Annotated in this window: 22 protein-coding genes; 8 read left to right on the top strand and 14 right to left on the bottom strand. The window is 64.2% G+C overall.

The features are described 5' to 3' along the window. Nucleotides 1-143: 143 nt before the first annotated feature. A complete protein-coding gene (gene nhaA / locus U1700_RS04940) occupies nucleotides 144-1391 on the top strand; it encodes a Na+/H+ antiporter NhaA (RefSeq protein WP_332750651.1) in 1248 nt (415 codons plus the stop codon). Here the strand turns inward: nhaA and U1700_RS04945 are convergent. Beyond that, a complete protein-coding gene (locus U1700_RS04945) occupies nucleotides 1388-2317 on the bottom strand; it encodes an electron transfer flavoprotein subunit alpha/FixB family protein (protein WP_332750653.1) in 930 nt (309 codons plus the stop codon). The genes nhaA and U1700_RS04945 overlap by 4 nt on opposite strands. Then, nucleotides 2314-3063: an electron transfer flavoprotein subunit beta/FixA family protein gene (locus tag U1700_RS04950; RefSeq protein WP_332750654.1), complete on the bottom strand. Its 750-nt coding sequence runs from the start codon at nucleotides 3061-3063 to the stop codon at nucleotides 2314-2316. The genes U1700_RS04945 and U1700_RS04950 overlap by 4 nt, the downstream gene beginning before the upstream one ends. Before the next feature lie 141 nt (nucleotides 3064-3204). Here U1700_RS04950 and U1700_RS04955 point away from each other — a divergent pair, with 141 nt between their 5' ends. Next, nucleotides 3205-3624, top strand: a complete 420-nt coding sequence (locus U1700_RS04955; RefSeq protein WP_332750655.1) for a hypothetical protein — start codon at nucleotides 3205-3207, stop codon at nucleotides 3622-3624. Between the two features lie 4 nt (nucleotides 3625-3628). Here U1700_RS04955 and sucC read toward each other — a convergent pair whose 3' ends face one another. Continuing rightward, nucleotides 3629-4828, bottom strand: a complete 1200-nt coding sequence (gene sucC, locus U1700_RS04960; protein ID WP_332750657.1) for an ADP-forming succinate--CoA ligase subunit beta — start codon at nucleotides 4826-4828, stop codon at nucleotides 3629-3631. Nucleotides 4829-4935: 107 nt separating this feature from the next. Here sucC and dinB point away from each other — a divergent pair, with 107 nt between their 5' ends. The 4 genes from dinB (at nucleotide 4936) to U1700_RS04980 (ending at nucleotide 8319) form a co-directional block, all read left to right on the top strand. Beyond that, the gene (dinB, locus tag U1700_RS04965) at nucleotides 4936-6009 is read left to right on the top strand and encodes a DNA polymerase IV (RefSeq protein WP_332750659.1); all 1074 of its coding nucleotides are present in this window, start codon (nucleotides 4936-4938) and stop codon (nucleotides 6007-6009) included. Nucleotides 6010-6186: 177 nt separating this feature from the next. After that, nucleotides 6187-6723, top strand: coding sequence for a CarD family transcriptional regulator (locus U1700_RS04970; RefSeq protein WP_332750661.1), 537 nt, complete (start codon nucleotides 6187-6189; stop codon nucleotides 6721-6723). A gap of 117 nt (nucleotides 6724-6840) precedes the next feature. Beyond that, nucleotides 6841-7575, top strand: a complete 735-nt coding sequence (locus U1700_RS04975) for a head GIN domain-containing protein (protein ID WP_332750663.1) — start codon at nucleotides 6841-6843, stop codon at nucleotides 7573-7575. 36 nt (nucleotides 7576-7611) lie between these two features. Beyond that, nucleotides 7612-8319 (top strand): GIN domain-containing protein, encoded by a 708-nt coding sequence (locus U1700_RS04980; RefSeq protein WP_332750665.1) that lies wholly within the window; start codon nucleotides 7612-7614, stop codon nucleotides 8317-8319. On the opposite strand, the gene U1700_RS04985 is transcribed toward U1700_RS04980, so the two are convergent. From U1700_RS04985 to mgtE, 3 genes are all read right to left on the bottom strand, one after another. Continuing rightward, on the bottom strand, nucleotides 8316-8504 hold the full coding sequence (locus U1700_RS04985) for a hypothetical protein (protein WP_332750668.1): 189 nt from the start codon (nucleotides 8502-8504) through the stop codon (nucleotides 8316-8318). The two genes, U1700_RS04980 and U1700_RS04985, sit on opposite strands and share 4 nt — an antisense overlap. 100 nt (nucleotides 8505-8604) lie before the next feature. After that, complete coding sequence (locus U1700_RS04990; RefSeq protein ID WP_332750670.1) at nucleotides 8605-9006, bottom strand: DUF1489 family protein; 402 nt, start codon at nucleotides 9004-9006, stop codon at nucleotides 8605-8607. Between the two features lie 37 nt (nucleotides 9007-9043). Continuing rightward, nucleotides 9044-10480, bottom strand: coding sequence for a magnesium transporter (gene mgtE, locus U1700_RS04995; RefSeq protein WP_443025876.1), 1437 nt, complete (start codon nucleotides 10478-10480; stop codon nucleotides 9044-9046). A gap of 113 nt (nucleotides 10481-10593) precedes the next feature. Between mgtE and U1700_RS05000 the strand changes: the two genes are divergently transcribed. Further along, a complete protein-coding gene (locus tag U1700_RS05000) occupies nucleotides 10594-11049 on the top strand; it encodes a peptidylprolyl isomerase (protein WP_332750671.1) in 456 nt (151 codons plus the stop codon). A 25-nt stretch (nucleotides 11050-11074) separates the two neighbouring features. After that, the gene (locus U1700_RS05005) at nucleotides 11075-11833 is read left to right on the top strand and encodes an SDR family NAD(P)-dependent oxidoreductase (RefSeq protein WP_332750673.1); all 759 of its coding nucleotides are present in this window, start codon (nucleotides 11075-11077) and stop codon (nucleotides 11831-11833) included. 254 nt (nucleotides 11834-12087) lie between these two features. Here U1700_RS05005 and U1700_RS05010 read toward each other — a convergent pair whose 3' ends face one another. The 8 genes from U1700_RS05010 to cyoA form a co-directional block, all read right to left on the bottom strand. Beyond that, a complete protein-coding gene (locus U1700_RS05010; protein WP_332750675.1) occupies nucleotides 12088-12840 on the bottom strand; it encodes a TorF family putative porin in 753 nt (250 codons plus the stop codon). Between the two features lie 124 nt (nucleotides 12841-12964). Further along, complete coding sequence (locus U1700_RS05015; RefSeq protein ID WP_332750677.1) at nucleotides 12965-14326, bottom strand: glutamate synthase subunit beta; 1362 nt, start codon at nucleotides 14324-14326, stop codon at nucleotides 12965-12967. Then, nucleotides 14323-18792: a glutamate synthase large subunit gene (gene gltB, locus U1700_RS05020; protein WP_332750679.1), complete on the bottom strand. Its 4470-nt coding sequence runs from the start codon at nucleotides 18790-18792 to the stop codon at nucleotides 14323-14325. Before gltB ends, U1700_RS05015 begins: the two co-directional genes overlap by 4 nt. Before the next feature lie 124 nt (nucleotides 18793-18916). Then, nucleotides 18917-19117 (bottom strand): SURF1 family cytochrome oxidase biogenesis protein, encoded by a 201-nt coding sequence (locus tag U1700_RS15580; RefSeq protein WP_443025877.1) that lies wholly within the window; start codon nucleotides 19115-19117, stop codon nucleotides 18917-18919. Continuing rightward, a complete protein-coding gene (gene cyoD / locus U1700_RS05025) occupies nucleotides 19089-19457 on the bottom strand; it encodes a cytochrome o ubiquinol oxidase subunit IV (protein WP_332750681.1) in 369 nt (122 codons plus the stop codon). The genes U1700_RS15580 and cyoD overlap by 29 nt, the downstream gene beginning before the upstream one ends. Continuing rightward, nucleotides 19454-20101 carry a cytochrome o ubiquinol oxidase subunit III gene (gene cyoC, locus U1700_RS05030; RefSeq protein WP_332750683.1) on the bottom strand — a complete coding sequence of 216 codons (648 nt, stop codon included), beginning with the start codon at nucleotides 20099-20101 and terminating at the stop codon, nucleotides 19454-19456. The genes cyoD and cyoC overlap by 4 nt, the downstream gene beginning before the upstream one ends. Further along, a complete protein-coding gene (gene cyoB / locus U1700_RS05035; RefSeq protein WP_332750685.1) occupies nucleotides 20098-22101 on the bottom strand; it encodes a cytochrome o ubiquinol oxidase subunit I in 2004 nt (667 codons plus the stop codon). The genes cyoC and cyoB overlap by 4 nt, the downstream gene beginning before the upstream one ends. A gap of 16 nt (nucleotides 22102-22117) precedes the next feature. Continuing rightward, nucleotides 22118-23260 carry a ubiquinol oxidase subunit II gene (gene cyoA / locus U1700_RS05040; protein WP_332750687.1) on the bottom strand — a complete coding sequence of 381 codons (1143 nt, stop codon included), beginning with the start codon at nucleotides 23258-23260 and terminating at the stop codon, nucleotides 22118-22120. Nucleotides 23261-23279: the final 19 nt, after the last annotated feature.

The raw sequence follows: 23279 nt of genomic DNA on the forward strand, positions 1-23279 counted from the left end.
GTCATTCTCCTGGGGGACAAGAAACAGGGCGCGCTTCGGGAACGATGGCCGCGCCGGTTGGCTCCAATGTAGGCAATATGCGGTGATGATAAAGGGGGCCGGTTTCGCTCGCCCGCGCGGCCGCCGCTGGCTATGCGTTTGTCATGGCCGACAGCTCAACCCAGGATCGCCGCGCCGGGCAATTGCTCATTGCCAGCGCAACGATTGCCCTGCTGCTCGCCAATTCGCCACTGGCTCAGGCGTTTCACGGCCTCGTCCATTTGCGCCTCGGCCCGGTCTTTCCGCGGGTTGGCCAATTCTCGCTCCATGGCGCAATCGCCGACGGCGCGATGGCCTTGTTCTTCCTGCTCGTCGGCCTGGAAGTGAAGCGCGAATGGCTGGAAGGCCGCCTCGGCACGCCCGAAGCCCGCCGCCTGCCGATCGTCGCCGCTGCGCTCGGCATGGCGGTCCCGGCCCTGGTCTATCTCTTCGTCACCCGCGCCGCGCCCGAATACCGCAGCGGCTGGGCGATCCCCGCCGCGACCGACATTGCCTTCGCCGTCGGCATCCTCGCCCTCCTCGGGCCCCGCGCGCCGCCCTCGCTCAAGCTGCTGCTCGTGACCATCGCTATCGTCGACGACATTGGCGCGGTGATCGTCATTGCCTTGGGCTACACCCGCAATCTTGACGTCATGGCGTTGGGCGCCGCAGGCGTCCTGTTCGGCGCCATGGCCGGCATGAGCCTGTTCGGGGTCCGTCGCCTCTTGCCCTATCTCATTGGTTTCGCGCTGTTATGGCTGGCGATGCTGGCCAGCGGAGTCCACGCCACCGTCGCTGGAGTCCTCGCCGCGCTAACCATTCCCATGCGCGACGACCGCGGCAAGTCCCCGCTCCGCCGGCTCGAACGCCGGATCCATCCGTGGGTGATGTTCGGGGTTGTGCCCTTGTTCGGCCTAGTCAGCGCGGGCGTATCGCTCGCCGGCCTGTCGTCGATCGCCCCTGAATTGCCGCTAGCGGTCGCGCTTGGCTTGTTCGTCGGCAAGCAACTCGGCGTCGCCGGCGCGATCTGGCTCGCGGTCCGCTCGGGCCTCGCCCCCCGTCCCGCCGGCACCAGTAGCACCCAGCTCTATGGGGCCGCCCTGCTGTGCGGGATCGGCTTCACCATGAGCCTGTTCATCGGCGCGCTTGCCTTCCCCGAAAACCCGCAAGCCGTCGAAGCCGCCAAGCTCGGCACGCTTGCCGGATCGCTGCTGTCAGGCCTCGCTGGCTACCTTGTCCTGCGCCGCGCCGCGGTCGAGATATGCCCCCCCGACGACGAACTCGAAGCCGCGAAAATCTTCGCCGGCAACGAACCCCGCGACACCATCGAAGACCGCTTCCCCGCCCCAAGAAACCTGCGCGAGGATGCCTAAAGCTTCTCGGTCAGTTCCGGCACGATCTTGAACAGGTCGCCGACCAGGCCGATGTCGGCGACCTGGAAGATCGGGGCATCCTCGTCCTTGTTGATGGCGATGATGACCTTGCTGTCCTTCATCCCCGCAAGGTGCTGGATCGCGCCCGAAATGCCGATCGCCATATAGACTTCCGGCGCCACGATCTTGCCCGTCTGGCCGACCTGGTAGTCGTTGGGCGCATAGCCCGCGTCGACCGCCGCGCGGCTTGCGCCGACGCCCGCGCCAAGCTTGTCGGCAAGCGGATCGATCAGCGCGTGGAACTGCTCGGACGATCCCAGCGCGCGGCCACCCGAGACGATGATCTTGGCGCTGGTCAGCTCGGGCCGCTCGGACTTGGCGAGCTCGGCGGAGACAAATTTCGACTTACCTGAATCGCCCGATCCGTCGACCGCCTCGACCGTCCCCGAACCACCCTCACGCGACGCCTTCTCGAACGCTGTCCCGCGCACCGTGACGACCAGCTTGGCATCCTTCGACTTGACCGTCGCGATGGCGTTGCCGGCATAGATTGGCCGCGTGAACGTGTTGTCGCCCTCGACCGAGGTAATATCGCTCAGCTGCATCACATCGAGCATTGCCGCAACTCGCGGGGCAACGTTGCGCCCGGTTGTCGTCGACGGCACCACGAACGCATCATGGTCGGCCATCAGCCGCACCGCGATCGGCGCCAGCGCCTCGGCCAGTGGGTGCTCAAGCCCGGGCGCATCGGCGACATGGACCTTGCCGACACCGGCGATCTTCGCCGCCTCGGCCGCCACCGCGCCAACGTTCGACCCAATCACCAGCAGGTGGACTTCGCCCATCTGCGCCGCTGCGGTCACCGCGGGCAGAGTCGGGTCCTTGACGGTCGAACCGTCATGCTCGACCAGCACCAGCGTCTTCATGCCACCACTCCCAGGTTCTTCAACTTGCCGACCAGTTCGTCGACCGAGGCGACCTTGATCCCGGCCTGGCGCTTCGACGGTTCGACCACTTTCAGCGTCTCCAGCCGGGGCGAGATATCGACCCCGTAATCGGCGGCGGTCTTCTGCGCCATCGGCTTTGATTTCGCCTTCATGATGTTGGGTAACGAAGCATAGCGAGGCTCGTTCAACCGCAAATCGGTCGTTACGATCGCCGGTCCGCTAAGCGCCACCGTCTCCAGCCCGCCATCGACTTCGCGCGTCACGTTGATCGTGTCGCCGGCGACCTCGACCTTGCTCGCGAACGTCCCTTGCGGCCACCCGAGCAGCGCGCCGAGCATCTGCCCGACTTGGTTCGAATCATCGTCAATCGCCTGCTTGCCAAGGATGATCATCCCCGGGGCTTCCTCCTCGGCGACCTTGGCGAGCAGTTTCGCCACGCCGAGCGGCTCGACCTCGTCTTCGCAGATGATATGGATTGCGCGATCGGCGCCCATCGCCAGCGCGGTGCGGAGCGTCTCCTGCGCTTTGGCCGGTCCGACCGAGACCGCGACAACCTCGGTCGCCGCGCCCTTTTCGCGCAGGCGAATGGCTTCCTCGACGGCGATTTCGTCGAACGGGTTCATCGACATTTTGACGTTGGCAAGGTCGATCCCCGAGCCGTCCATCTTGACGCGGGGTTTCACATTATAATCGATCACCCGCTTGACCGCGACGAGCAGCTTCATGCGTCTCTCCAACACCAATGGTTAAGGTGCCTATGTTGCCGATATGCAGGAAGGTCAAATCGGACGCATTCCGTAAGGTCGTGCGATGGACTTTGCGGCGTGCCCATGGTGAACATCGCCGATCGTGTCGGAGAGTAAGCCATGATGATGCTGTTCGTGATTGCGCTCGCCGCCGCACCGCCCCCGGCGAAGGTTGATCCCTGCAATGGCTCGGACACCCGCTCGATGGCGCAATGCATGGACGGCAAGATCGGGCGGGCGACCGCGCGGCTCAAACACTATCGCGCAGTGGCGTTCAATCGCTTCCACGGCGAGGGTGCGGGCCAGGACGCGGCTACCGCCAAGGCGCTGGAGAATTCGGCGGTCAGCGCCGACGCCTATCGGACCACCTATTGCGACGCTGTCTATCAGCAATGGATCGAAGGCTCGATTCGCTACGCCATGCATCAGGGATGTACGTTGCGGCTGATCGACCGGGAAACCCACGACATCTGGAGCGACTTCCTCAGCTACATCGACTCGACGCCGCCGCTGCTCCCCGAACCCAAGCCGACGCCTTAGGGTCTCAAGCCGCCTTCCTCACTTCCGCCACAATCTTGCGCGCCGCATCGCCAAGGTCGTTCGCGGCCACGATCGGCAGCCCCGAATTGGCGAGAATATCCTTGCCCTGCTGCACGTTCGTACCCTCGAGCCGAACCACCAGCGGCACCGACAGATTGACCTCCTTGGCCGCCGCGACGATCCCGTCGGCGATGATGTCGCACTTCATGATCCCGCCGAAGATGTTGACGAGGATGCCCTTAACCGCCGGGTCGCTCAGGATGATCTTGAACGCCGCCGTGACCTTCTCTGTGGTCGCCCCGCCCCCGACGTCGAGGAAGTTGGCCGGAAAGGCGCCGTTCAATTTGATGATGTCCATCGTCGCCATCGCCAAGCCCGCGCCATTGACCATGCAGCCGATGTCCCCGTCCAGCTTGATGTAAGCCAGGTCGTACTTCGATGCCTCGATCTCGGCCGGATCCTCTTCGGTCAAATCACGAAGTTCGGCCAGGTCCTTGTGGCGGAACATGGCGTTGCCGTCGAACGCCACCTTGGCGTCGAGCACCAGCAGCTTGCCATCGGCCGACACCGCCAGCGGGTTGATCTCGATCTGCTCGGCATCGGTGCCGATGAAGGCGTCGTACAGCTTCGACGCGACGTTCGCCGCCTGCTTGGCGAGGTCACCGGTCAGTTCGAGCGCCGCCGCCACCGCGCGGCCATGATGCGGCATGAAACCGGTCGCCGGGTCGATGGTGATGGTATGGAGCTTCTCGGGCGTGTCGTGCGCCACCGCCTCGATATCCATCCCACCCTCGGTCGACGCGACCATCGCGATCCGCCCACTGTCGCGATCGACCAGCAGCGCGAGGTAGAATTCCTTGGCGATGTCCACGCCATCGGTGATGTACAGCCGCTGGACCTGCTTGCCCGCATCCCCGGTCTGGATCGTCACCAGCGTCTTGCCGAGCATTTCCTCGGCGTGCGCGCGAACCTCGTCGATCGATTTCGCCAGACGGACGCCGCCCTTGGCATCGGGGCCGAGCTCGACGAACTTGCCCTTGCCGCGCCCGCCGGCGTGGATCTGCGCCTTCACCACCCACAGCGGTCCGGGCAGCTGCTTGGCGGCGGCAACGGCTTCGTCGGCGGTCATTGCGGCATGGCCGGCGGGGACGGGGACGCCGTACTTCGCGAGCAGTTCCTTGGCCTGATACTCATGAATGTTCATGGCGCGTCCCGTCTGATGATCGATGTTGCAATTGCGCGCCCTAAAGCATGACTCGGCGGGCAAGGAAAGCTTCTCCCCATTGGCGCGAGGATTTGATAGAACGGGGCGTGAACGACGTTCCCCGCAAGATCATCCACATCGACATGGATGCCTTCTACGCCTCGGTCGAACAGCGCGACGACCCGGCGTTGCGAGGGCGCCCGGTTGCGGTCGGCGGCGGGCATCGCGGAGTGGTCGCCGCCGCCTCTTATGAAGCCCGCGTCTTTGGCGTCCGTTCGGCGATGCCCTCGGTCACCGCCAGCCGCAGATGCCCCGACCTTATTTTCGTCAAGCCGCGCTTCGACGTCTATCGTGCGGTGTCGCACCAGATCCGCGCGATCTTCGAACACTATACCCCCCACGTCGAACCGCTCAGCCTCGATGAGGCCTATCTTGACGTCAGCGAAGACCGCCACGGCCTCGGCAGCGCGCGCGCCATCGCGCAGCAGATCCGCGCCCGGATCAAGGCCGACACCGGGCTTACCGCTTCGGCCGGCGTGTCCTATTGCAAGTTCATCGCCAAGCTCGCCTCGGACCATAACAAGCCCGACGGCATTTGCGTCATCCCGCCCGACCGCGGCGCAGCCTTCGTCGCGACTCTGCCGGTCAAGCGCTTTCACGGCGTCGGCCCGGTCACCGCCGCCCGGATGGAGCGGCTCGGGATCCACACCGGCGCCGACCTCGCCGCCTGGTCGCTACCCGAACTTGAAGCCCATTTCGGTTCGTCGGGCGGCTGGTATTGGCGGATCGCGCGCGGCATCGACGATCGCGAGGTCCGCGCCCATCGCGAATCGAAATCGGTCAGCGCCGAACGGACCTTCGACGACGACCTGTCCGATCCCGCCGCGCTGGCCGATCAGCTCGATCGCGTCGCCGGGTTCGCCTGGGACCGCATCCAGCGCGGCGGGGTCGCCGGGCGGACGGTGACGCTGAAGGTCAAATATGGCGACTTCACCCTCATAACCCGTTCGAAAAGCTTTGCGGCGCCGATCCGTGATCCCGCCACCTTCACCGCCGCCGGGCAAGCCCTGCTCGTCGCGCTCTTCCCGATCCCGCGCGGGATCCGCCTGCTCGGGCTTGGCCTCCATGCACTCGTCACCGATTCGGATATCGAACCCATCCAGCTTGGACTGGCGATTTGATAAAAAACATGTTACAAGAGTGTCACAGGCCGCCGCATTCCTTGCGGGGGGTAACAGTCGAACGACGACAAGACGGGATCGCTACGACCGGGGGTCGTCTCGAATGCATCGCCAATTGGGGGGCATGGTGCACTTGAGGCGCGTCGGCGGGCTCGCAAAGCATAGGAAGGCGAACGAATGGCTGCGAAGGCGCTTAGCTTCGATGTTGGCGATTATGTTGTTTACCCCAAGCACGGTGTTGGCAAGGTCACCGAAATTCAGAACACCGAGATCGCGGGCACCAGCCTCGACCTCTATGTCCTTCGCTTTGAAAAAGAGCGGATGACGCTCCGCGTTCCGGTCGGCAAGGCCGATGCCGTCGGCATGCGCAAGCTGTCGAGCGACAAGACGATGAAGGACGCGCTCGAGACGCTCAAGGGCAAGCCCAAGGTAAAGCGCACCATGTGGTCGCGCCGTGCCCAGGAATATGAGGCCAAGATCAACTCGGGCGACCTCACCTCGATCGCCGAAGTCACCCGCGACCTGTTCCGGGCCGACGACCAGCCCGAGCAGAGCTATTCCGAACGGCAGATCTTCGAAGCTGCCTCGTCGCGTCTCGCTCGCGAGCTGGCCGCGATGGAGCAGGTCGACGAGCCGACTGCGCTGAAGCAGATTCTCGAAATCCTCAACGCCGCCGCGACGATCCACAACAAGGCGAAAGAGCTCGCCGCCTAACGGGCGCGATCCTCAAACCCACGACAAGGGGCGCGGCGGTCACACGCCGCGCCTTTTTTGTGTCTTGCGCAACCCTCCGCCTCACTGTATTAACCTAGCAACACACAGGAGGGCTTCATGCGCGTCACCCATATTCTCGTTGCCGGCACTGCGATCGTCGCCCTGAGCGGTTGCAACCGATCGGATAGCGCCGACTCCGGCCCCAAGGTCGATCGCGCCTTCACCGTCGCGGGCTTCACTGGGATCGAGGTCGCGGGCCCCTATGACGTCACTGTCCGAACCGGCCCCGCCGCAAGCGTTCACGCCACCGGCAGCGAAAAGGCGCTCGACCGACTGCGCGTCGAAGTCGAAGATGGCACGCTCGAAATTGGCACGGCCAAGCGCCACGGGTGGAACTGGAGCTGGGGCTGGAGCAGCCATAAGGCCGACGCCGTCACCTTTGTCGTGACCGTCCCAAGCCTCGACCATGCCGCCATCGCCGGCTCGGGCGGGATCAGCATCGACAAGCTCAGCGGTCCGCGCTTCAAGGGCGAAGTCGCCGGCTCGGGCGATCTCAAACTCGCCGCGGTCGACGTCGCCGACGTCTCGTTCGAAATTGCCGGGTCGGGCAGCGTCATGGCAACCGGCAAGGCCAAGACCGTCAATTACGAAATTGCCGGTTCGGGCGGAATTGACGCCGCCGCGCTGACCGCCGAAATCGCCAAGCTGAGCATTGCCGGCTCGGGTGACATCAAGGGCCACTCCACGGGCACCGCCGACATTGAAATCCTCGGTTCGGGCGACGTCACCCTCACCGGCGGCGCGAAATGCACCATTGAAAAGCATGGCTCGGGCAACGTCGCCTGCTCGTGAACATCATTCGTTAACCATGTGCGGCGAGGATGGCGCATGACCAAAGCCATCCTCGCTGCCGCCTTGCTGTTCGCGACCGTCGCCACCCCGGCGACTGCTGCGACCCGCACCTTTGCCATCACCTCGTTCGACCGGGTTCGCGTCGAGGGCCCCTACAAGGTCACTCTCGCCACCGGGGTCGCCCCCTACGCCACCGCCACCGGCAGCCAGGCCGCGCTCGATGCGATCGCGCTCGATGTCCAGGGCAACACCCTCGTCGTCCACGTCAACCGCTCGAGCTGGGGCGGCTTTACCGGCACATCGCCCGGCCCCGCGACGATCGCGCTTGGCACTCACGACCTTGCCGCCGCCTGGCTCAATGGCTCGGGCAGCCTCGCGATCGACCGGGTCAAGGGGCTCGGCTTCGACCTGTCGATCAATGGCTCGGGGCTTGCCGACATCGGCCAGGTCGCTGTCGATCAACTACGAATCACCATTGGCGGCGCGGCCTCGGCCCGGCTCAGTGGCGCATCACTGCGCATGACCGCCTTCGTTCGTGGCGCGTCCAGCCTTGATGCCTCGGCACTAAGCCTGAAAGACGCCACCATCACCGCCGAAGGCCCCGCCGTCGTCAAAGCCGCGGTCAGCGACACCGCAAAGGTCGAAGCCTACGGCGTGGCGCTAGTCAGCCTGACGGGCGCCCCCGCCTGCATCATCCGCACGACCGGATCGTCTGCCGTCGAAGGCTGCAAGTCGGGGAATTAAGTCCGCTTGGCAAACACGATCAGCGCCAGCCCGACCACGGCCAATATCGCCCCGCGCGTTGCCCACGGCCGCTGGTCGAGCATGAAGCTCGACGCCGGCCAGTGGATTATGCCCAGCCCCTGTCCGACCCACAGCAGGCCCATCAGCAGCGCAAACACTCCGATGATCAGCAACATCGTCTTCATCGACCCATCCCCTTTCTGCCGACGCTAGGCCCGGCCAAACCCTGCGCCAACCCTAAACCAGCCTACCGCTAGACCAGCCATCCGCTAGACCAGCCATCCGCTAGACCAGATTGAGCTTCGCCAGCTTGCCGTACAGCGACGGCGGCAACTGCCCCAGCCCGCTGTCGTCCCCGCCCTCGGGGTCGGGCGCAGCCTCTTCCTCCAGGTATCGCCAGCCCTGGTGCGCGCGCTTGGGCGCGGCGGGCAGGATGACCAGCTGGTCGCTGCACACAATGTCGATCCGCCCGTCGCTGCGGTCGTCGATCCGGATGATCTCGTTGCACGCGACGATGCGGTGCTTGACGATCCAGTGGAGCGATCCGCCGATCAGCTCGGTGGCGCGCTTTGGCCGCATCCGCGTCGGCACTCGGACCATCCCGCCAGAGGCGCGCCGCGCCAGGCGATTGCCCAGCGCCTCGATGCTCGCACAGCCAACGGCAGTCTTGGTCAGGTGAAGCGGCACGCTGATGACATAGGCGACCCCGGGGACCGATCAATCCCTATCCGGCCAGCCCCGCCATCTGAGCCAGCCCAAGGAAACTGAAAAAGCCCATCACGTCGGTCGCCATCGTCACGAATACCGCCGACGACACCGCCGGATCGATCCGCATCTTCTCCAGGCCGATCGGCACAAGGATGCCCGACAGCCCAGCCACGATATTGTTGATGATCATCGCCGCGCCCATCACCAGTCCGAGCGGGACATTGTGATAGATCAGGATCGTCCCCCCACCGGTAATGAGTGCCAGCACCACGCCGTTGGTGATTGCAATCAGCAATTCGCGCCGGATCATTCGCACGGTGTTGGAACTGGTCAGCTGGTTGGTCGCCAACGCCCGCACCACCACCGCCAGCGTTTGCGTCCCGGCGTTGCCGCCCATTCCCGAGATGATGCCCATCAGCACCGCCAGCACCGCAAGTTTCGCAATTTCGGCCTCGAACCCGCCGACTACCGCTGCTGCCAGGATCGCCGTGCCAAGATTGACGACCAGCCACCACAGCCGCGTGCGAATGGTCAGGTGGATCGGCTCGTTGATATCGCCATCGCCCGCGCCCGATAGCAGCAGCGTGTCCTCGCCAGCTTCCTCCTGGATGATGTGGACGATGTCATCGACCGTGATCATGCCGACCAGCCGCCCGGCCGGATCGACCACCGCCGCCGAAATCAGTGCATATTTCTGGAAGCGCAGCGCAACCTCTTCCTGGTCCATGCCGACCGGGATCAGCATTTGCTCTTCGGCCATCACGCTTACCACCGCAACCGCCCGGTCCGACCGCAGGATGGCCGACAGCTTGCACGTCCCCACCGGGTGGTGCGTCGGCGAGACCACGAACACTTCCCAGAAATCGGTCGCCAGATCGTCGCCCGACCGCAGATAATCGATCACCTGGCCGACGGTCCAATGTTCGGGCACCGCGATCAGGTCGCGCTGCATCATCCGCCCGGCCGATTCCTCGGGATAGCTCAGCGCTTCCTCGATCGCGGCACGATCGTCGGGTTCCATCGCGCGCAGCACCGCGCGCTGTTCGTCGTCCTCCAGATCCTCGATCAGCGCGACCGCGTCGTCGGTGTCGAGCTGCCCGACCAGGTCGGCGACCTGCTGCGGCTCCATCTCGTCGATCAGCAGCTCGCGGACGTGGTCATTGAGTTCGGCGATCACGTCGGCGTCGACGATCCCCGCCAGCGCCGCGACCAGCCCTTCGCGCTCGTCGGCCTGCGCCAGTTCGATCAAGTCGGCGATGTCGGCCGGGTGGAGCGGTTCGACTAGCGCGCGCGCGGTCTCGTTATCCCCCGCCTCGACCGCGTCGAGCACCTTGTCGACGAAGGCCGGCTTCAACCGGTCCTCGCGATCCATGATCGTTTCACGCGGTTCGGGAACCCGCGTTTCGACCGCGTCGGCTGTCCGCTCGACGATGGGCAGTTCGCTCTCGCTCATGGCCCTCCCTCTCGCTTGGCGTCGCCGGGGTTGCTCTATGGCGCGCTTACGGCTGGCGCAACCCGGGTCGCGTCCCTACATGGCCGCATAATCTTTCCAACCGGAGACTCCCCATGGCCGACGCCAACACGCTGACCTTCACCCTTTCGAGCGGCGGCGACGTCGTCATCAAGCTGCTTCCAGACGTCGCCCCGGGCCATGTCGAGCGGATCACCAAGCTGGCCGGCGAAGGTTTTTACGATGGGGTGAAGTTCCACCGCGTCATCCCCGGCTTCATGGCGCAGGGTGGCGATCCCACCGGCACCGGCATGAGCGGCTCGTCGCTGCCCGACCTGAAGGCGGAGTTCAATGCCACTAAGCATGTCCGTGGCACCTGCTCGATGGCGCGCACCGCTGCCCCGAACAGCGCCAACAGTCAGTTCTTCATCTGTTTCGACGACGCCAGCTTCCTCGACAAGCAATATACCGTGTGGGGCCAGGTCGAAAGCGGCATGGAGCATGTCGACGCCCTGCCCAAGGGCGAGCCGCCGCGGGAGCCGGGCTTCATCGTCAAGGCGACCGTCGCCTAACGCACTCGCACTTCAGGGAAACGTCATGGCCGCGCCCGTTGCGCTCATTACCGGCGCCTCGGCCGGCCTCGGCGTCGAATTCGCCCGCCAGCTGAGCGCGCGCGGGCATCGGTTGGTGCTCGTCGCCCGCCGCAAGGACCGGCTCGATGCGCTTGCCGCCGAACTCGGCAATGCCCGCGTTATGGCCTGCGACCTGGGCGAGGCCGGCGCCGTGGCGGGGTTGATGGCCGACATTCTCGCGCACGGCGAAACCGTCAGCCTGCTGGTCAACAATGCCGGCTTCGGGCTCGGCGGTCGCTTTGCCAGTCTCGACGGCCCCCGCCAGCGGTCGATGATCGACCTCAACTGCGGCGCGCTGACGCAGCTTGCCCACGCCGTCCTGCCCGACATGATGGCGCGCAAGCAGGGCCGCATCCTCAACGTCGCCTCGACCGCGGCTTTCCAGCCCGGTCCCGGCATGGCGGTCTATTTTGCGACCAAGGCGTTCGTGCTGTCGTTCACCGAAGCCCTCCATGAGGAACTTCGGACCACCGGGATCACCGTCTCGGCACTGTGCCCCGGCCCGACCGCGACCGAATTCGGAACGGCGGCGGGCTTCGCCCCGAGTAGCGCCATCAACCGGCTGGCAGCCAACGCCGAAGACGTCGTCCGCGCCGGGCTTGACGGTATCGACGCCGGGCGCGCGGTGGTTATTCCCGGGCTGCTCAACAAGGCAGGTGCGCAGGGCCATCGGCTGCTGCCGCGCGCCTTGCTCCGCCGACTCGCCGGCATGGTGAAATTGTAGCAACGGACCGGTGAACTATTCGCACTTGCAACATCTTTGCTGCAGTGCGATGTAAGTCATGCCTTTCGAGGCATCCTCTCCTGAACCTTATCCAGCCGGGCAGCAGTGCCCGGCCTTTTTTTCGGCCACTTAGCGTCCGGTGATACCGTGTCCAACCGTGTCTCCACCCACCGCACATCCTGCTCGAACGCCACGGAAAAACGCCCGCCGGGATGGTCCCGACGGGCGTCATTTGGTGGCCGATGTGGCGATCGCTAGAAGGTCACGCCGACTGTTCCGACGACCCCGGCCTTGCTCTCGTTGCGACCGTTGAATGGGTTGATGAAGTCCTTGCTGGCGTCGACATATTGCACGCCAACCGAGAAGTTCTTGACCGCGACACTCGCCCCCACGCCCCAGTCGGTATAGCCCTTGCCGATCGACAGATAGCTCGGCCCATAGGTGTGACCGAGGTGCGCCGTCAGGCTTACCGGGGTCTTGGGAATGGCGGCGCTGAGGTCGCCGGCGAGGTAGAGGTTGTCCTCTTTCGGGCTGACCTGGTTGAGCGCCAGCGCCCGTTGCTTGAAGCCATAATTGGCGGTCGCCTTGGCGGTCACCGGCCCGAAGGTTTGCGACACCGAGATGTAAGGCTCGAAGAAGTCCGAGTTGATCCCGCCCGACCCCGGGTAATAATAATAGAGCACGCCGCCATCGAGCTTGGTCGCGCCGAAGGTCTTGGAATAGCCCGCGATCAGGTCAATTTCCTGGTCCGATCCATTCTCGACATAATCATCGATCGAGCTCCCCCAGACGGTGGCATAAAAGCCCGACGAATGGCCGATCGTGAAGGTGCCCTGCACTGCGGCGCGGCGGTCGGTCTGCGAAATCCCCCGGAATCGATAGTCGGAAACCAGGGTCGCCCCGCCCGATGCGGAAAATCCCCCACCCAGGTCGGCAGCGGCGGCTGGCGCGGCAATGGCGCCTGACAGGCCGATCAACAATGCGGCGGCGATCGATAGTTTGTTCATAACGGGGTCCCCTATTTGGTTGACCCTCTCCCCGCCGGAGTCCCGCTTCATTCGACGAGCGGATACTCAGGCAATCCCGACCTTGTGCGTCACTTTGCTGCAGCGCACAACGGGATCCCGTATGTTATGACGTTTTTGTTGCAGTCAAATGTTCACCAACGGCCTTGGCACACTCGCGTCCTTCGCGAATGGCCCACACCACGAGCGACTGTCCGCGCCGCATGTCACCGCACGCGAACACGCTGGCGCGGCTGGTGGCATAGGAGTTGCGGTCGATCTCGGCCCCCGCCTTGCCGACCACCCCATCGGCTGGGGATCCCAAAAACCCCATCGCCAGCAGCACCAGGTCGGCGGGTATCTCGATCTGCTCGCCATCGCGCTCGACCAGCAGCGACCGGACCTGCCCGCCTTCGGCAATCGCATCGCGGGTCGCCACCGAGAACATCCGCTCGACCCCTTCTTCCTGCGATGTCGAAGTGCGCAGCTTCAGCGGCCAGTGCGGCCACACCAACGGCTTGTTCTCGCGCAGCGGCGGCTCGGGCATGATCTCCAGCTGGGTGACCGATGCCGCGCCCTGGCGGTTGGACGTGCCGATGCAGTCCGACCCGGTGTCGCCCCCGCCGATGACGACGACATGCTTGCCCGTCGCCAGCAACTCCTCGCCCTCGATCGGCAATCCTGCCTGGCGGCGGTTCGACTGGGTCAGGAAATCCATCGCATAATGAATATTGCTTGCCCCGCGATTGGGGATGTCGAGGTCGCGCGGCCATTCCGCCCCCCCGGCGAGCACCATCACGTCATAATCGTCGAGGATCCGGTCGACTGAAACGGTCACGCCAATTTCCATATTGGGGCGGAAGATCACCCCCTCGGCTTCCATCTGGACAATCCGCCGGTCGATCAGCGCGCGGTCCATCTTGAAGTCGGGGATGCCATAACGGAGCAGTCCGCCAATCCGGTCATTCTTCTCGAATACCGTCGGGGCATGTCCCATCCGCGCCAGCTGCTGCGCGCAGGCGAGGCCCGCCGGTCCCGATCCCACGACCGCGATCCGCTTGCCGGTACCCCGCGCCGCGACCTGCGGGCGGATCCAGCCCTGCTGCCACGCCTTGTCGACGATCGCGCATTCGATCGTCTTGATCGTCACCGGCACGTCGTCGAGGTTGAGGGTGCACGCCGCCTCGCACGGCGCCGGGCAGACGCGACCGGTAAATTCGGGGAAATTATTGGTGCGGTGAAGCCGCTCACTCGCCGTTTGCCAGTCTTCCTCGCTGACCAGGCTGTTCCAGTCGGGGATCAGATTCCCGACCGGGCACGCCGTGTGGCAAAAGGGCACGCCGCAATCCATGCAGCGCGTTGCCTGCACCGCGACGTCCTGATCGCCCAGCGGCAAGACATATTCGCGAAAATCGGTCAGGCGGTCGGCGATCGGGCGCGCGGTGCGGTCCTTGCGCTCTATCGTCAGGAAGCCGGTCGGATCGGTCATGCGGCAAGATCCTGCTTGGCCGACAACGCGTCCAGCGCGCGGCGATAATCGGTCGGCATGACCAGCTTGAACTGGCCAATCGATCGGTCCCAGTCGGCAAGGATGTCGCCCGCGCGGGCGCTTCCGGTGCGAGCATGATGCGCCTCGATCAGCGCTTTCAACTGCCCCGCATCCTCGATCGGGCCGAGCTCGACGCTGGCCATGTTGCAGCGCTGTCCGAAGCTGCCATCGGGATCATAGACCAGCGCGATCCCGCCAGACATGCCTGCCGCGAAATTGCGCCCGACCTTGCCCAGCACGACAACGATCCCGCCGGTCATATATTCGCAGCCGTGGTCGCCGATCCCCTCGACGACCGCAGTCGCGCCCGAATTACGCACCGCGAACCGCTCGCCGGCGACACCATTGAAATAGGCTTCGCCCGCAGTCGCGCCATACAGGCAGGTGTTGCCGACGATGATGTTGTCGGCCGCGATGCGCGGCGCGCCCTCGGGCTGGCGAACCACGATCCGCCCCCCCGACAAGCCCTTGCCGGCATAGTCATTGGCGTCGCCACTGACCTCGATGGTAATTCCCTCGACCAGGAACGCGCCGAGGCTTTGCCCCGCCGACCCGGTCAGTTTCACGGTGATGCTGTCGTCGGCCGGGCGTCTTGCCCCCATCCGTCGTACCAGCTCGCCCGATGCCGCCGCGCCGACGGTGCGGTCGTTATTGCCGACGCGAAGCTCGATGGTCTGCTTGCCCTCCTTGCCGAGCGCCTCGATGATCGCCGCGTCGATCCGCTTGGGGGTCCGCGCCTCGAGCGGTTCACGCTCGGGCAATCCCCCCGGTGGCTGGAACAGCAGCGCATCGAGGATGACCCCGTGCGCCTTCCAGTGATCGCTGTGCGCGGCACTGATCAGGTCGGCGCGCCCGACCGCTTCACCAATTGAGCGCAGCCCAAGCGAGGCCAGCAGTTCGCGCAATTCCTCGGCGACGAAGAACAGATAGTTGACGACATGCTCGGGCGCTCCGGTGAAGCGCGCGCGAAGCACCGGATCCTGCGTCGCAATCCCCACCGGGCAGGTGTTCAAATGGCATTTGCGCATCATGATGCAGCCAGCCGCAATCAACGGCGCGGTCGCAAAGCCATATTCATCGGCGCCCAGCAGCGCCGCGATCAGCACGTCGCGCCCGGTCCTCAGTCCGCCATCGGCCTGCACCGTGATCCGTCCGCGCAGTCCGTTGAGCAGCAGCGTCTGGTGGGTTTCGGCCAGCCCCACTTCCCATGGCAGCCCGGCATGGGTCAGCGATGTCAGCGGCGACGCCCCAGTCCCGCCTTCATAGCCCGAGATGGTAATGTGGTTGGCGCTGCACTTGGCAACCCCCGCCGCGACCGTCCCGACCCCGGTTTCGGACACCAGCTTGACCGAAATCCGCGCCGTCGGGTTGACCGAACCCAGGTCGTGGATCAGCTGCGCCAGATCCTCGATCGAGTAAATGTCGTGATGCGGCGGGGGCGAGATCAGCCCTACGCCGGGCGTCGAGTGGCGCACTGCGGCGATGGCGGCATCGACCTTGTGCCCCGGAAGCTGGCCACCCTCGCCGGGCTTGGCTCCTTGCGCGATCTTGATCTGCAATTCGTCGGCCTCGACCAGATAGTCGGTCGTCACCCCGAAACGACCCGAGGCGATCTGCTTGATCGACGATCGCTCGCTGTCGCCATCGGCCAGCCGGATGGCGCGCGCCGCTTCCTCGCCGCCCTCGCCGGTATTCGACTTCCCGCCGATGCGGTTCATCGCCTTGGCCAGCGTGGTATGCGCCTCGCGGCTGATCGACCCAAAGCTCATCGCCCCGGTGGCGAAGCGACGCACGATCGACGCCGCTGCCTCGACCTCGGACACGTCGATCGCCGGGCCCGCCGGCTTCAGCGTGAACAGGCTGCGGATCGTCGGCAGGCGCGGGTCGCCGGCGTCGATTTCGGCCGAAAAGGCACGGAATTTCGCGGGCACATTGCCGCGCACCGCATGCTGCAGGTTGGCGATGCTCGACAAGGTCCAGGCATGCGCTTCGCCGCCCTCGCGCTGGGCATAGATTCCGCCTAGGTCGAGTTCCTCGTCGGGGCCGGTCGCAAAGCGATGGCGCCGCGCCGATTCCTCGGCAAGCTCGGCCAGTTCAATCCCGCCGATCGGTGATTTGGTCCCGGTGAAATAGCGGTCGATGACCTTCTGCCCGATCCCGATCGCGTCGAAAATCTGCGCCCCGCAATAGGATTGGAAGGTCGAAATGCCCATCTTGGACATCACCTTGAGCATCCCTTTGCCCAGGCTCTTGATGTATTTTTCCTGTCCCTTGCCCGATTGATCCAGCGCATCGATCGTATCGAACGCCAGCCACGGATTGATCGCCTCGGCGCCATAGCCGCCAAGCACGCACATGTGATGGACTTCGCGCGCTTCGCCGGTCTCAACCACTAGCCCGGCTTGCATCCTCAGGCCCTGACGGATCAGCTGGTGATGAACCGCCCCAACCGCCAGCGCGGCCGGGATCGGCGCCCGCTCGACGCTCGCCGCGCGGTCCGAAATGATGATGAGATTGACGTCGGCCAGCACGGCCTCGGTCGCTTCCCAGCAAAGCCGCTGCAACGCCGCCTCAAGCCCTTCGCCATTGCCCCCGGCCGGCCAGGTCGCATCGAGCGTGACCGTGCTGAACGCCCCGTCGAGGCTGTCCCTGATCGACCGGATCTTCTCGACTTCGACGTTGGTCAGGATCGGCTGGCTCACTTCCAGCCGTTTGTGATTGCCCGCTTCCAGCCCGAGCAGATTGGGCCTTGGCCCGACCATCGACACCAGGCTCATCACCAGGCTTTCGCGGATCGGGTCGATCGGCGGATTGGTCACCTGCGCGAAGTTCTGCTTGAAATAATCATACAGCATCCGCGGCCGGTCCGACAGTACCGCCAGCGGCGTATCGGTCCCCATCGACCCCAGCGGATCGTCGCCATCGCGCGCCATCGGCGCCAGGAAGAATTTCAGATCCTCGGCGGTGTAGCCGAAGATCTTCTGCAGCTGGGTCAGTTCGGCCCGCGGCGTAACCTGCGGCTCGGCGCCGGCGGGCAATTCCTCGACCCGGAATTGGGTTTCGCGAAGCCACTCGGCATAAGGCTGGGCGGCCGCCAGCTGGGCCTTGATTTCTTCATCCTCGATGATCCGTCCCTGCTCCAGGTCGATCAGCAGCATCCGTCCCGGCTGGAGCCGGTGCTTCTTGACGATTTTTTCTTCGGCAATCGGCAGGACGCCGCTTTCCGAGGCCATGATCACCCGGTCGTCGTCGGTCACCAGATAGCGCGCCGGACGAAGCCCGTTGCGATCGAGCGTGCCGCCGATCTGCCGCCCGTCGGTGAAGGCCACCGCCGCCGGTCCGTCCCACGGCTCCATCAGCGCGGCATGATATTCGTAAAATGCCCGTCGCGCCGGATCCATCGCGGCATTGCCGGCCCATGCCTCGGGGATCAGCAGCATCATTGCATGCGCCAGCGAATATCCGCCCGCGATCAGCAGCTCGAGCGCATTGTCGAGGCACGCCGTGTCCGACTGGCCATGCGGAATGATCGGCCACATCTTGTCGAGGTCGGCGCCGAGCAGGGCCGATTCCATCGTCCGGCGGCGCGCGTTCATCCAGTTGACGTTGCCGCGCACCGTGTTGATCTCGCCATTGTGCGCGATCAGCCGATAGGGGTGCGCCAGCCGCCATGACGGGAAGGTGTTCGTCGAAAAACGCTGATGGACCAGCGCCAGTGCCGACACCGTCAGCGGGTTCAACAGATCCTTGTAGAAATGCGCGATCTGCGCCGGCTGGAGCATTCCCTTGTAGACCAGGGTGCGGCTCGACATCGACGCGATGTAGAAATCCCTCAGCGCGGGCAGCGCCTTGCGCTGGGCAAGGTCGGCCAGCGGATTCTGGGTCTGCTTGCGGATCGACAGCAATTTGCGCTCGAACGCGTCCTGGTCGCGGACCGACGGCCCGCGCGCGATCACCGCCTGGCGGATCACCGGCATCGACGCCTTGGCCGAAGTGCCGATCGCATCGAGGTCGACCGGCACCTCGCGCCAGCCGACGATGCGCTGGCCTTCCAGCTGGATGAAATGCTCGAGCCGGTCCATCGCCACGGCCGACGCCGCTTCGTCGCGCGGCAAAAAGCACATCGCGACGGCATAATCGCCGGGCTCGGGCAGGTTGAGCGAAGCCCCCGCCGCCCAGTCGCGGAACAGGGCATCGGGCAGCTGGATGAGGATCCCCGCGCCGTCGCCGACCTCGGGATCGGCCGCCACCCCGCCGCGATGGACCAGCGCGCCCAGGATCTTGAGCCCGTCAGCCACGATGTCCGCCGACTTGACGCCTTTGACATGAGCGATGAAGCCCATGCCGCAGGCGTCCCGCTCGTTGGCGGGGTCGTACAGTCCTTGGGCAGGCGGCAAGCCGTGCATGATCGTCCCGTCTCCCGCGAATCGCGCGCATGTGTGAAGGCGGCGTCCATGGGACCCCGCATCTGGTTGCAGATGCAGCAATTTGCTCCATTTACGCAAGCAAAAATGCGATACGGGATCCCGTTTAGCGGCGGATCGACGCGCGACCGCGACCATTAGTTAGCCGCTGTTCAACCTGTGCAATCATCGCCAGCTTCCACAATCGCCGCCGGAACTGCCACCATCCGAGCGCAGTGGACGTCAGGGCAACGCGCAGCGGGAGGGCGAAAACAAAACGCGCCCTGACCCGCGGCTGGTCACCGAAGTTCGCCATCCCCGCCGGCATTCATCGGCATCATGTTCGCATCGAGATGGTACATAATCCACAGCGACCCGGAGATCGTGATCAACAAAATGACTGCAGTAAAAAGCAGGGCAATCATCGTCCAGCCGCCTTCGGCGCGGCGATTGACATGCAGGAAGCAGGTGGTGTGGACCAGAATCTGCGCGACTGCGAGGGCGATGACCGCGAAGCCCGTCGCCTGCGCACTCAGGGCGCCGGTCATCACCAGCCAGAATGGAACCGCAGTCAGGATTGCCGACAGCGCGAAACCGATCAAATAGGTCTTGCGCGAGCCGTGACTATGCGCGGGTGCGGTGCCATGGGTAACGTCTGGCGAGCTCATCGGATCATCCCCAGCAGGTATACAAAGGTGAAGACACCGATCCAGATGACGTCGAGGAAATGCCAGAACAGGCTGAGGCACATCAGTCGGCGCTTGTTTTCGCCGGTCAGCCCGCGCTTCCCGACCTGAACGAGCATCACTGCGATCCACACCAGCCCAACGGTGACGTGAGCGCCGTGGGTGCCGACCAAAGTGAAGAAGGCTGACAGAAATGCCGACCGCTGCGGCGTCGCGCCTTCGGCGATAAGGTGGCCGAACTCATATAGCTCGATTGCGACGAAGCTGGCACCGAACAGCGCGGTGACGACCAGCCAAGCCTGGGTCGCGCGGACCTTGTTCTGGTCCATCGCCAGCATCGAGAAGCCGAAGGTGATCGACGAGATCAGCAGCAGCGCGGTATTAAGCGCCACAAGCGACAGGTCGAATATATCCCTTGGCGCAGGGCCACCGGCATAGTTTTGCCTCAGCACCCCGAACGTTGCGAACAGCGAAGCGAAGATGAGCGCATCACTCATCAGGTAGATCCAGAATCCAAGCAGCGTTGCTTCGCCGGGTTCGTGAACATGCTCCGCGCCCGGGGCGTGGTGGAAATGCCGCGCGGGCAGCGGCACGGTCACGGGGCCGGTTGCGGTGACGTCGCTCATGCCCCCGCTCCCGTAAGCCGCGTGGTTCGTGCCGTCTCGATCCGCTCGACCTCATCGGCCGGGATGAAATAGTCTCGATCCCGGTTGAAGCTGTGACCGATCGTAAGCACCACGATCCCCGCGAAACCGAGCGCGGCGAGCCACCACATGTACCACACCATGCCGAACCCCATGACGAGCGCGAGGAAACTGATGATCACTCCCGCGCCGGTGTTGCGCGGCATGTGGATCGGGCGATAGCCATCCGCCGGCCGCTCGTAGCCGCGGCGTTTCATGTCGTACCAGCTGTCGAGTTCGTGGACCACGGGCGTGAAGGCGAAGTTGTAGGCCGGCGGCGGCGAGCTGGTCGACCACTCGAGCGTCCGACCGTTCCACGGATCGCCGGTGGTGTCGCGCAATTGGTCGCGGCGAATGATGCCGACGACGATCGACATCACGAAGCCGAGGATCCCGACAAGGATGATGACCGCGCCAATCGCGGCAATGATGAAAAAGGGCTGCATTGCCGGATCGTCGAAGTGATGGACGCGACGGGTCGCCCCCATCAAGCCGACGATATAGATTGGCGTCCACGCGACCCAGTAACCGACCGTCCAGCCCCAGAAATGGACATTGCCCCAAAAGCGGTCGAGCTTGAATCCGAACGCCTTGGGGAACCAGTAATCGATCCCGGCGAACAAGCCGAACACCACCCCGCCAATGATCACATTGTGGAAGTGGGCGACTAGGAACAGCGAGTTGTGGAGCACGAAATCCGCCGGCGGGACTGCCAACAGCACTCCGGTCATCCCGCCGACCGTGAATGTCAGCAGGAACGCGACGACCCAGCGCATCGGCAATTCGAAGCGGATTTTCCCGCGGTACATCGTGAACAGCCAGTTGAAAATCTTGGCCCCGGTCGGGATCGCGATGACCATCGTTGCGATTCCGAAAAAGCTGTTGACGCTGGCCCCCGACCCCATCGTGAAGAAATGGTGGAGCCAGACGAGATAGGACAGGATCGTGATGACGACGGTCGCGTAGACCATCGATGAATAGCCAAACAACCGTTTACCCGAGAACGTCGAGGTCACCTCGGAATATATTCCGAACACCGGCAGGACCAGCACATAGACCTCCGGATGGCCCCAAACCCAGACCAGGTTCCAGTACATCATCGGGTTGCCACCAAGGTCGTTGGTGAAGAAATTCGTGCCGATGTAACGGTCGAGGAGGAGCATCAGGAAGGCGCCGGTCAGCGCTGGAAAGATCGCGATGGCCAGGACGTTGCTGCACAGTGCGGTCCAGCAGAACACCGGCATCTTCATCATCGTCATGCCCGGAGCGCGCATCTTGATGATGGTGGTGACCATGTTGATCGCCGACAGCGTCGTTCCCACACCGGCGATTTCGAGCGCCCAGAGGTAATAATCGACCCCGGTATCGGGACTGTTCTGAAGATTGCCGACGGGGACGTAGCCCAGCCAGCCGGTGCGCGCGAACTCGCCGACGAACAGCGACACCATCACCAACAGCGCCCCGGCCACGGTCAGCCAGAAGCTCAGATTATTAAGATAGGGGAAAGCCACGTCGCGCGCGCCGATTTGAAGCGGCATGACAAAATTGACCAAGCCAACGATCAGCGGGATCGCCACGAAGAAGATCATGATCGTTCCGTGGGCGGTGAACAACTGGTCGTAATGGTGGGCGTTGAGATAACCCTCGTTGGCGCCGAACGCCATCGCCTGCTGCGCGCGCATCATCAGCGCGTCGGCAAATCCTCGCACCAGCATGATGACGCCAAGAATGATGTACATGATGCCGATCTTCTTGTGATCGACAGTCGTGAACCACTCTCGCCACAGCCAGCCCCACAGCTTGTAGCGGGTCACGGCGGCGACGACTCCACCGCCGAGCAGCACCACCACCGCGAAGGTGATCGCCAGGATCGGCTCGTGAACCGGAAACGACTCGAAGGTGAGTCGGCCGAAGATCGTCTTGAGAAGGGCGGGATCGAACATTGGGGCTCCGGCGGCTCTAGCCGCGCGCCGTGTCGGGATCGCCCGGCACGGCAAGGGGATTGATCATCGACATGTCGCGGTTGCGCTTGTCGCCCGGTGCGTTCTGTCCAGGCGGCGGGCCGCCAGGTTTGGTAACATTGGGACCCGTACCTTTCTCCTCGGGCGACTTGAAGATCGCGCCCTTGGCTTTGCCATTTTGGGGCATCGAGCCATGTCCCCGAAGCATACTACCTGGCGCGCCTGCGGCTTGGTCGTGACGCATGACGTCGCTCATGCACGATGTTCCTGGCTCGACACATCGTTCGAGGATGCGGCGGAACAAGTCGGGGTCGACCGTGCCAAAATGAATCGGCGCGACCTTTTCGCTAGGGCGGACAAGGATGCGGTAATTTGACGTATTGAGCGGCACTCTGCCGCTCTTGACCCCCGCCGCCCAGCGCTCGAAGTCAGCTGCCGGCAAGCCACGCAGGCGGAAGCGCATGTCCGAAAAGCCGGCACCACTATAATTGCCTGAGAACCCCTCGTAATTTCCGGGCTTGTTGAGGACCGCGTGCATGGTGCTGCGCATGCCGGGCATCGTGTAAATCATTCCCGCAAGCGTCGGCGCGTAAAAGGTGTTCATCATGTTGGTCGAGGTAAGGTCAAAGCGCACCGGGCGATCGACCGGAAGCGCCAGCTCGTTGACCGTGGCGATTCCCTGCTCGGGATAGATGAACAGCCATTTCCAATCGAGCGATACGACCTGGATATGGAGCGGCTTGACCGTAGGATCGACCGGACGTCCGGCTGAAATCCGTTCGAGCGGGCGAAATGGATCGAGCTTGTGGGTGCTCCACCAGGTCAGCCCGCCAAGCGCAATGATGATCAAGAGCGGCGCTGACCAGATGACCAGCTCGAGGCTGGTCGAATGATCGAACTCGGGATCGTAGGTGGCGTCGTTGCCGCTTCGATACCGCCATGCGAACAAAATGATCAGCACCAGCACCGGGATAACGATCACCAGCATCAGCGCGGTCGAAATATAGATGATGTTGCGCTGCTGCAGCGCGATATCGCCGGCAGGGTTCAGCACAACCATATTGCATCCCGCCAGCATGGGGACGGCAAACAGTGGCAATACCCTGGCGAGCTTGCGATGGACGGGCACTAGTCGGTTCATTTCGACGTCCCTTTTGCGC

It is taken from the genome of Sphingomonas sp. RB1R13 (genome assembly GCF_036663775.1).
GTDB lineage: Bacteria > Pseudomonadota > Alphaproteobacteria > Sphingomonadales > Sphingomonadaceae > Sphingomicrobium.

Bases quoted from the DNA above. Each gene is read 5' to 3' on its own strand.
- U1700_RS04975 (WP_332750663.1), top strand. From the start codon at position 6,841: ATGCGCGTCACCCATATTCTCGTTGCCGGCACTGCGATCGTCGCCCTG.
- cyoA (WP_332750687.1), bottom strand. From the start codon at position 23,260: ATGAACCGACTAGTGCCCGTCCATCGCAAGCTCGCCAGGGTATTGCCA.
- cyoD (WP_332750681.1), bottom strand. From the start codon at position 19,457: ATGAGCTCGCCAGACGTTACCCATGGCACCGCACCCGCGCATAGTCAC.
- cyoB (WP_332750685.1), bottom strand. From the start codon at position 22,101: ATGTTCGATCCCGCCCTTCTCAAGACGATCTTCGGCCGACTCACCTTC.
- U1700_RS15580 (WP_443025877.1), bottom strand. From the start codon at position 19,117: ATGCCGGCGGGGATGGCGAACTTCGGTGACCAGCCGCGGGTCAGGGCG.
- U1700_RS04945 (WP_332750653.1), bottom strand. From the start codon at position 2,317: ATGAAGACGCTGGTGCTGGTCGAGCATGACGGTTCGACCGTCAAGGAC.
- U1700_RS05005 (WP_332750673.1), top strand. From the start codon at position 11,075: ATGGCCGCGCCCGTTGCGCTCATTACCGGCGCCTCGGCCGGCCTCGGC.
- sucC (WP_332750657.1), bottom strand. From the start codon at position 4,828: ATGAACATTCATGAGTATCAGGCCAAGGAACTGCTCGCGAAGTACGGC.
- U1700_RS05000 (WP_332750671.1), top strand. From the start codon at position 10,594: ATGGCCGACGCCAACACGCTGACCTTCACCCTTTCGAGCGGCGGCGAC.
- gltB (WP_332750679.1), bottom strand. From the start codon at position 18,792: ATGCACGGCTTGCCGCCTGCCCAAGGACTGTACGACCCCGCCAACGAG.
- nhaA (WP_332750651.1), top strand. From the start codon at position 144: ATGGCCGACAGCTCAACCCAGGATCGCCGCGCCGGGCAATTGCTCATT.
- U1700_RS05010 (WP_332750675.1), bottom strand. From the start codon at position 12,840: ATGAACAAACTATCGATCGCCGCCGCATTGTTGATCGGCCTGTCAGGC.
- U1700_RS04980 (WP_332750665.1), top strand. From the start codon at position 7,612: ATGACCAAAGCCATCCTCGCTGCCGCCTTGCTGTTCGCGACCGTCGCC.
- U1700_RS04985 (WP_332750668.1), bottom strand. From the start codon at position 8,504: ATGAAGACGATGTTGCTGATCATCGGAGTGTTTGCGCTGCTGATGGGC.
- U1700_RS04955 (WP_332750655.1), top strand. From the start codon at position 3,205: ATGATGATGCTGTTCGTGATTGCGCTCGCCGCCGCACCGCCCCCGGCG.
- U1700_RS05015 (WP_332750677.1), bottom strand. From the start codon at position 14,326: ATGACCGATCCGACCGGCTTCCTGACGATAGAGCGCAAGGACCGCACC.
- U1700_RS04950 (WP_332750654.1), bottom strand. From the start codon at position 3,063: ATGAAGCTGCTCGTCGCGGTCAAGCGGGTGATCGATTATAATGTGAAA.
- cyoC (WP_332750683.1), bottom strand. From the start codon at position 20,101: ATGAGCGACGTCACCGCAACCGGCCCCGTGACCGTGCCGCTGCCCGCG.
- U1700_RS04970 (WP_332750661.1), top strand. From the start codon at position 6,187: ATGGCTGCGAAGGCGCTTAGCTTCGATGTTGGCGATTATGTTGTTTAC.
- mgtE (WP_443025876.1), bottom strand. From the start codon at position 10,480: ATGAGCGAGAGCGAACTGCCCATCGTCGAGCGGACAGCCGACGCGGTC.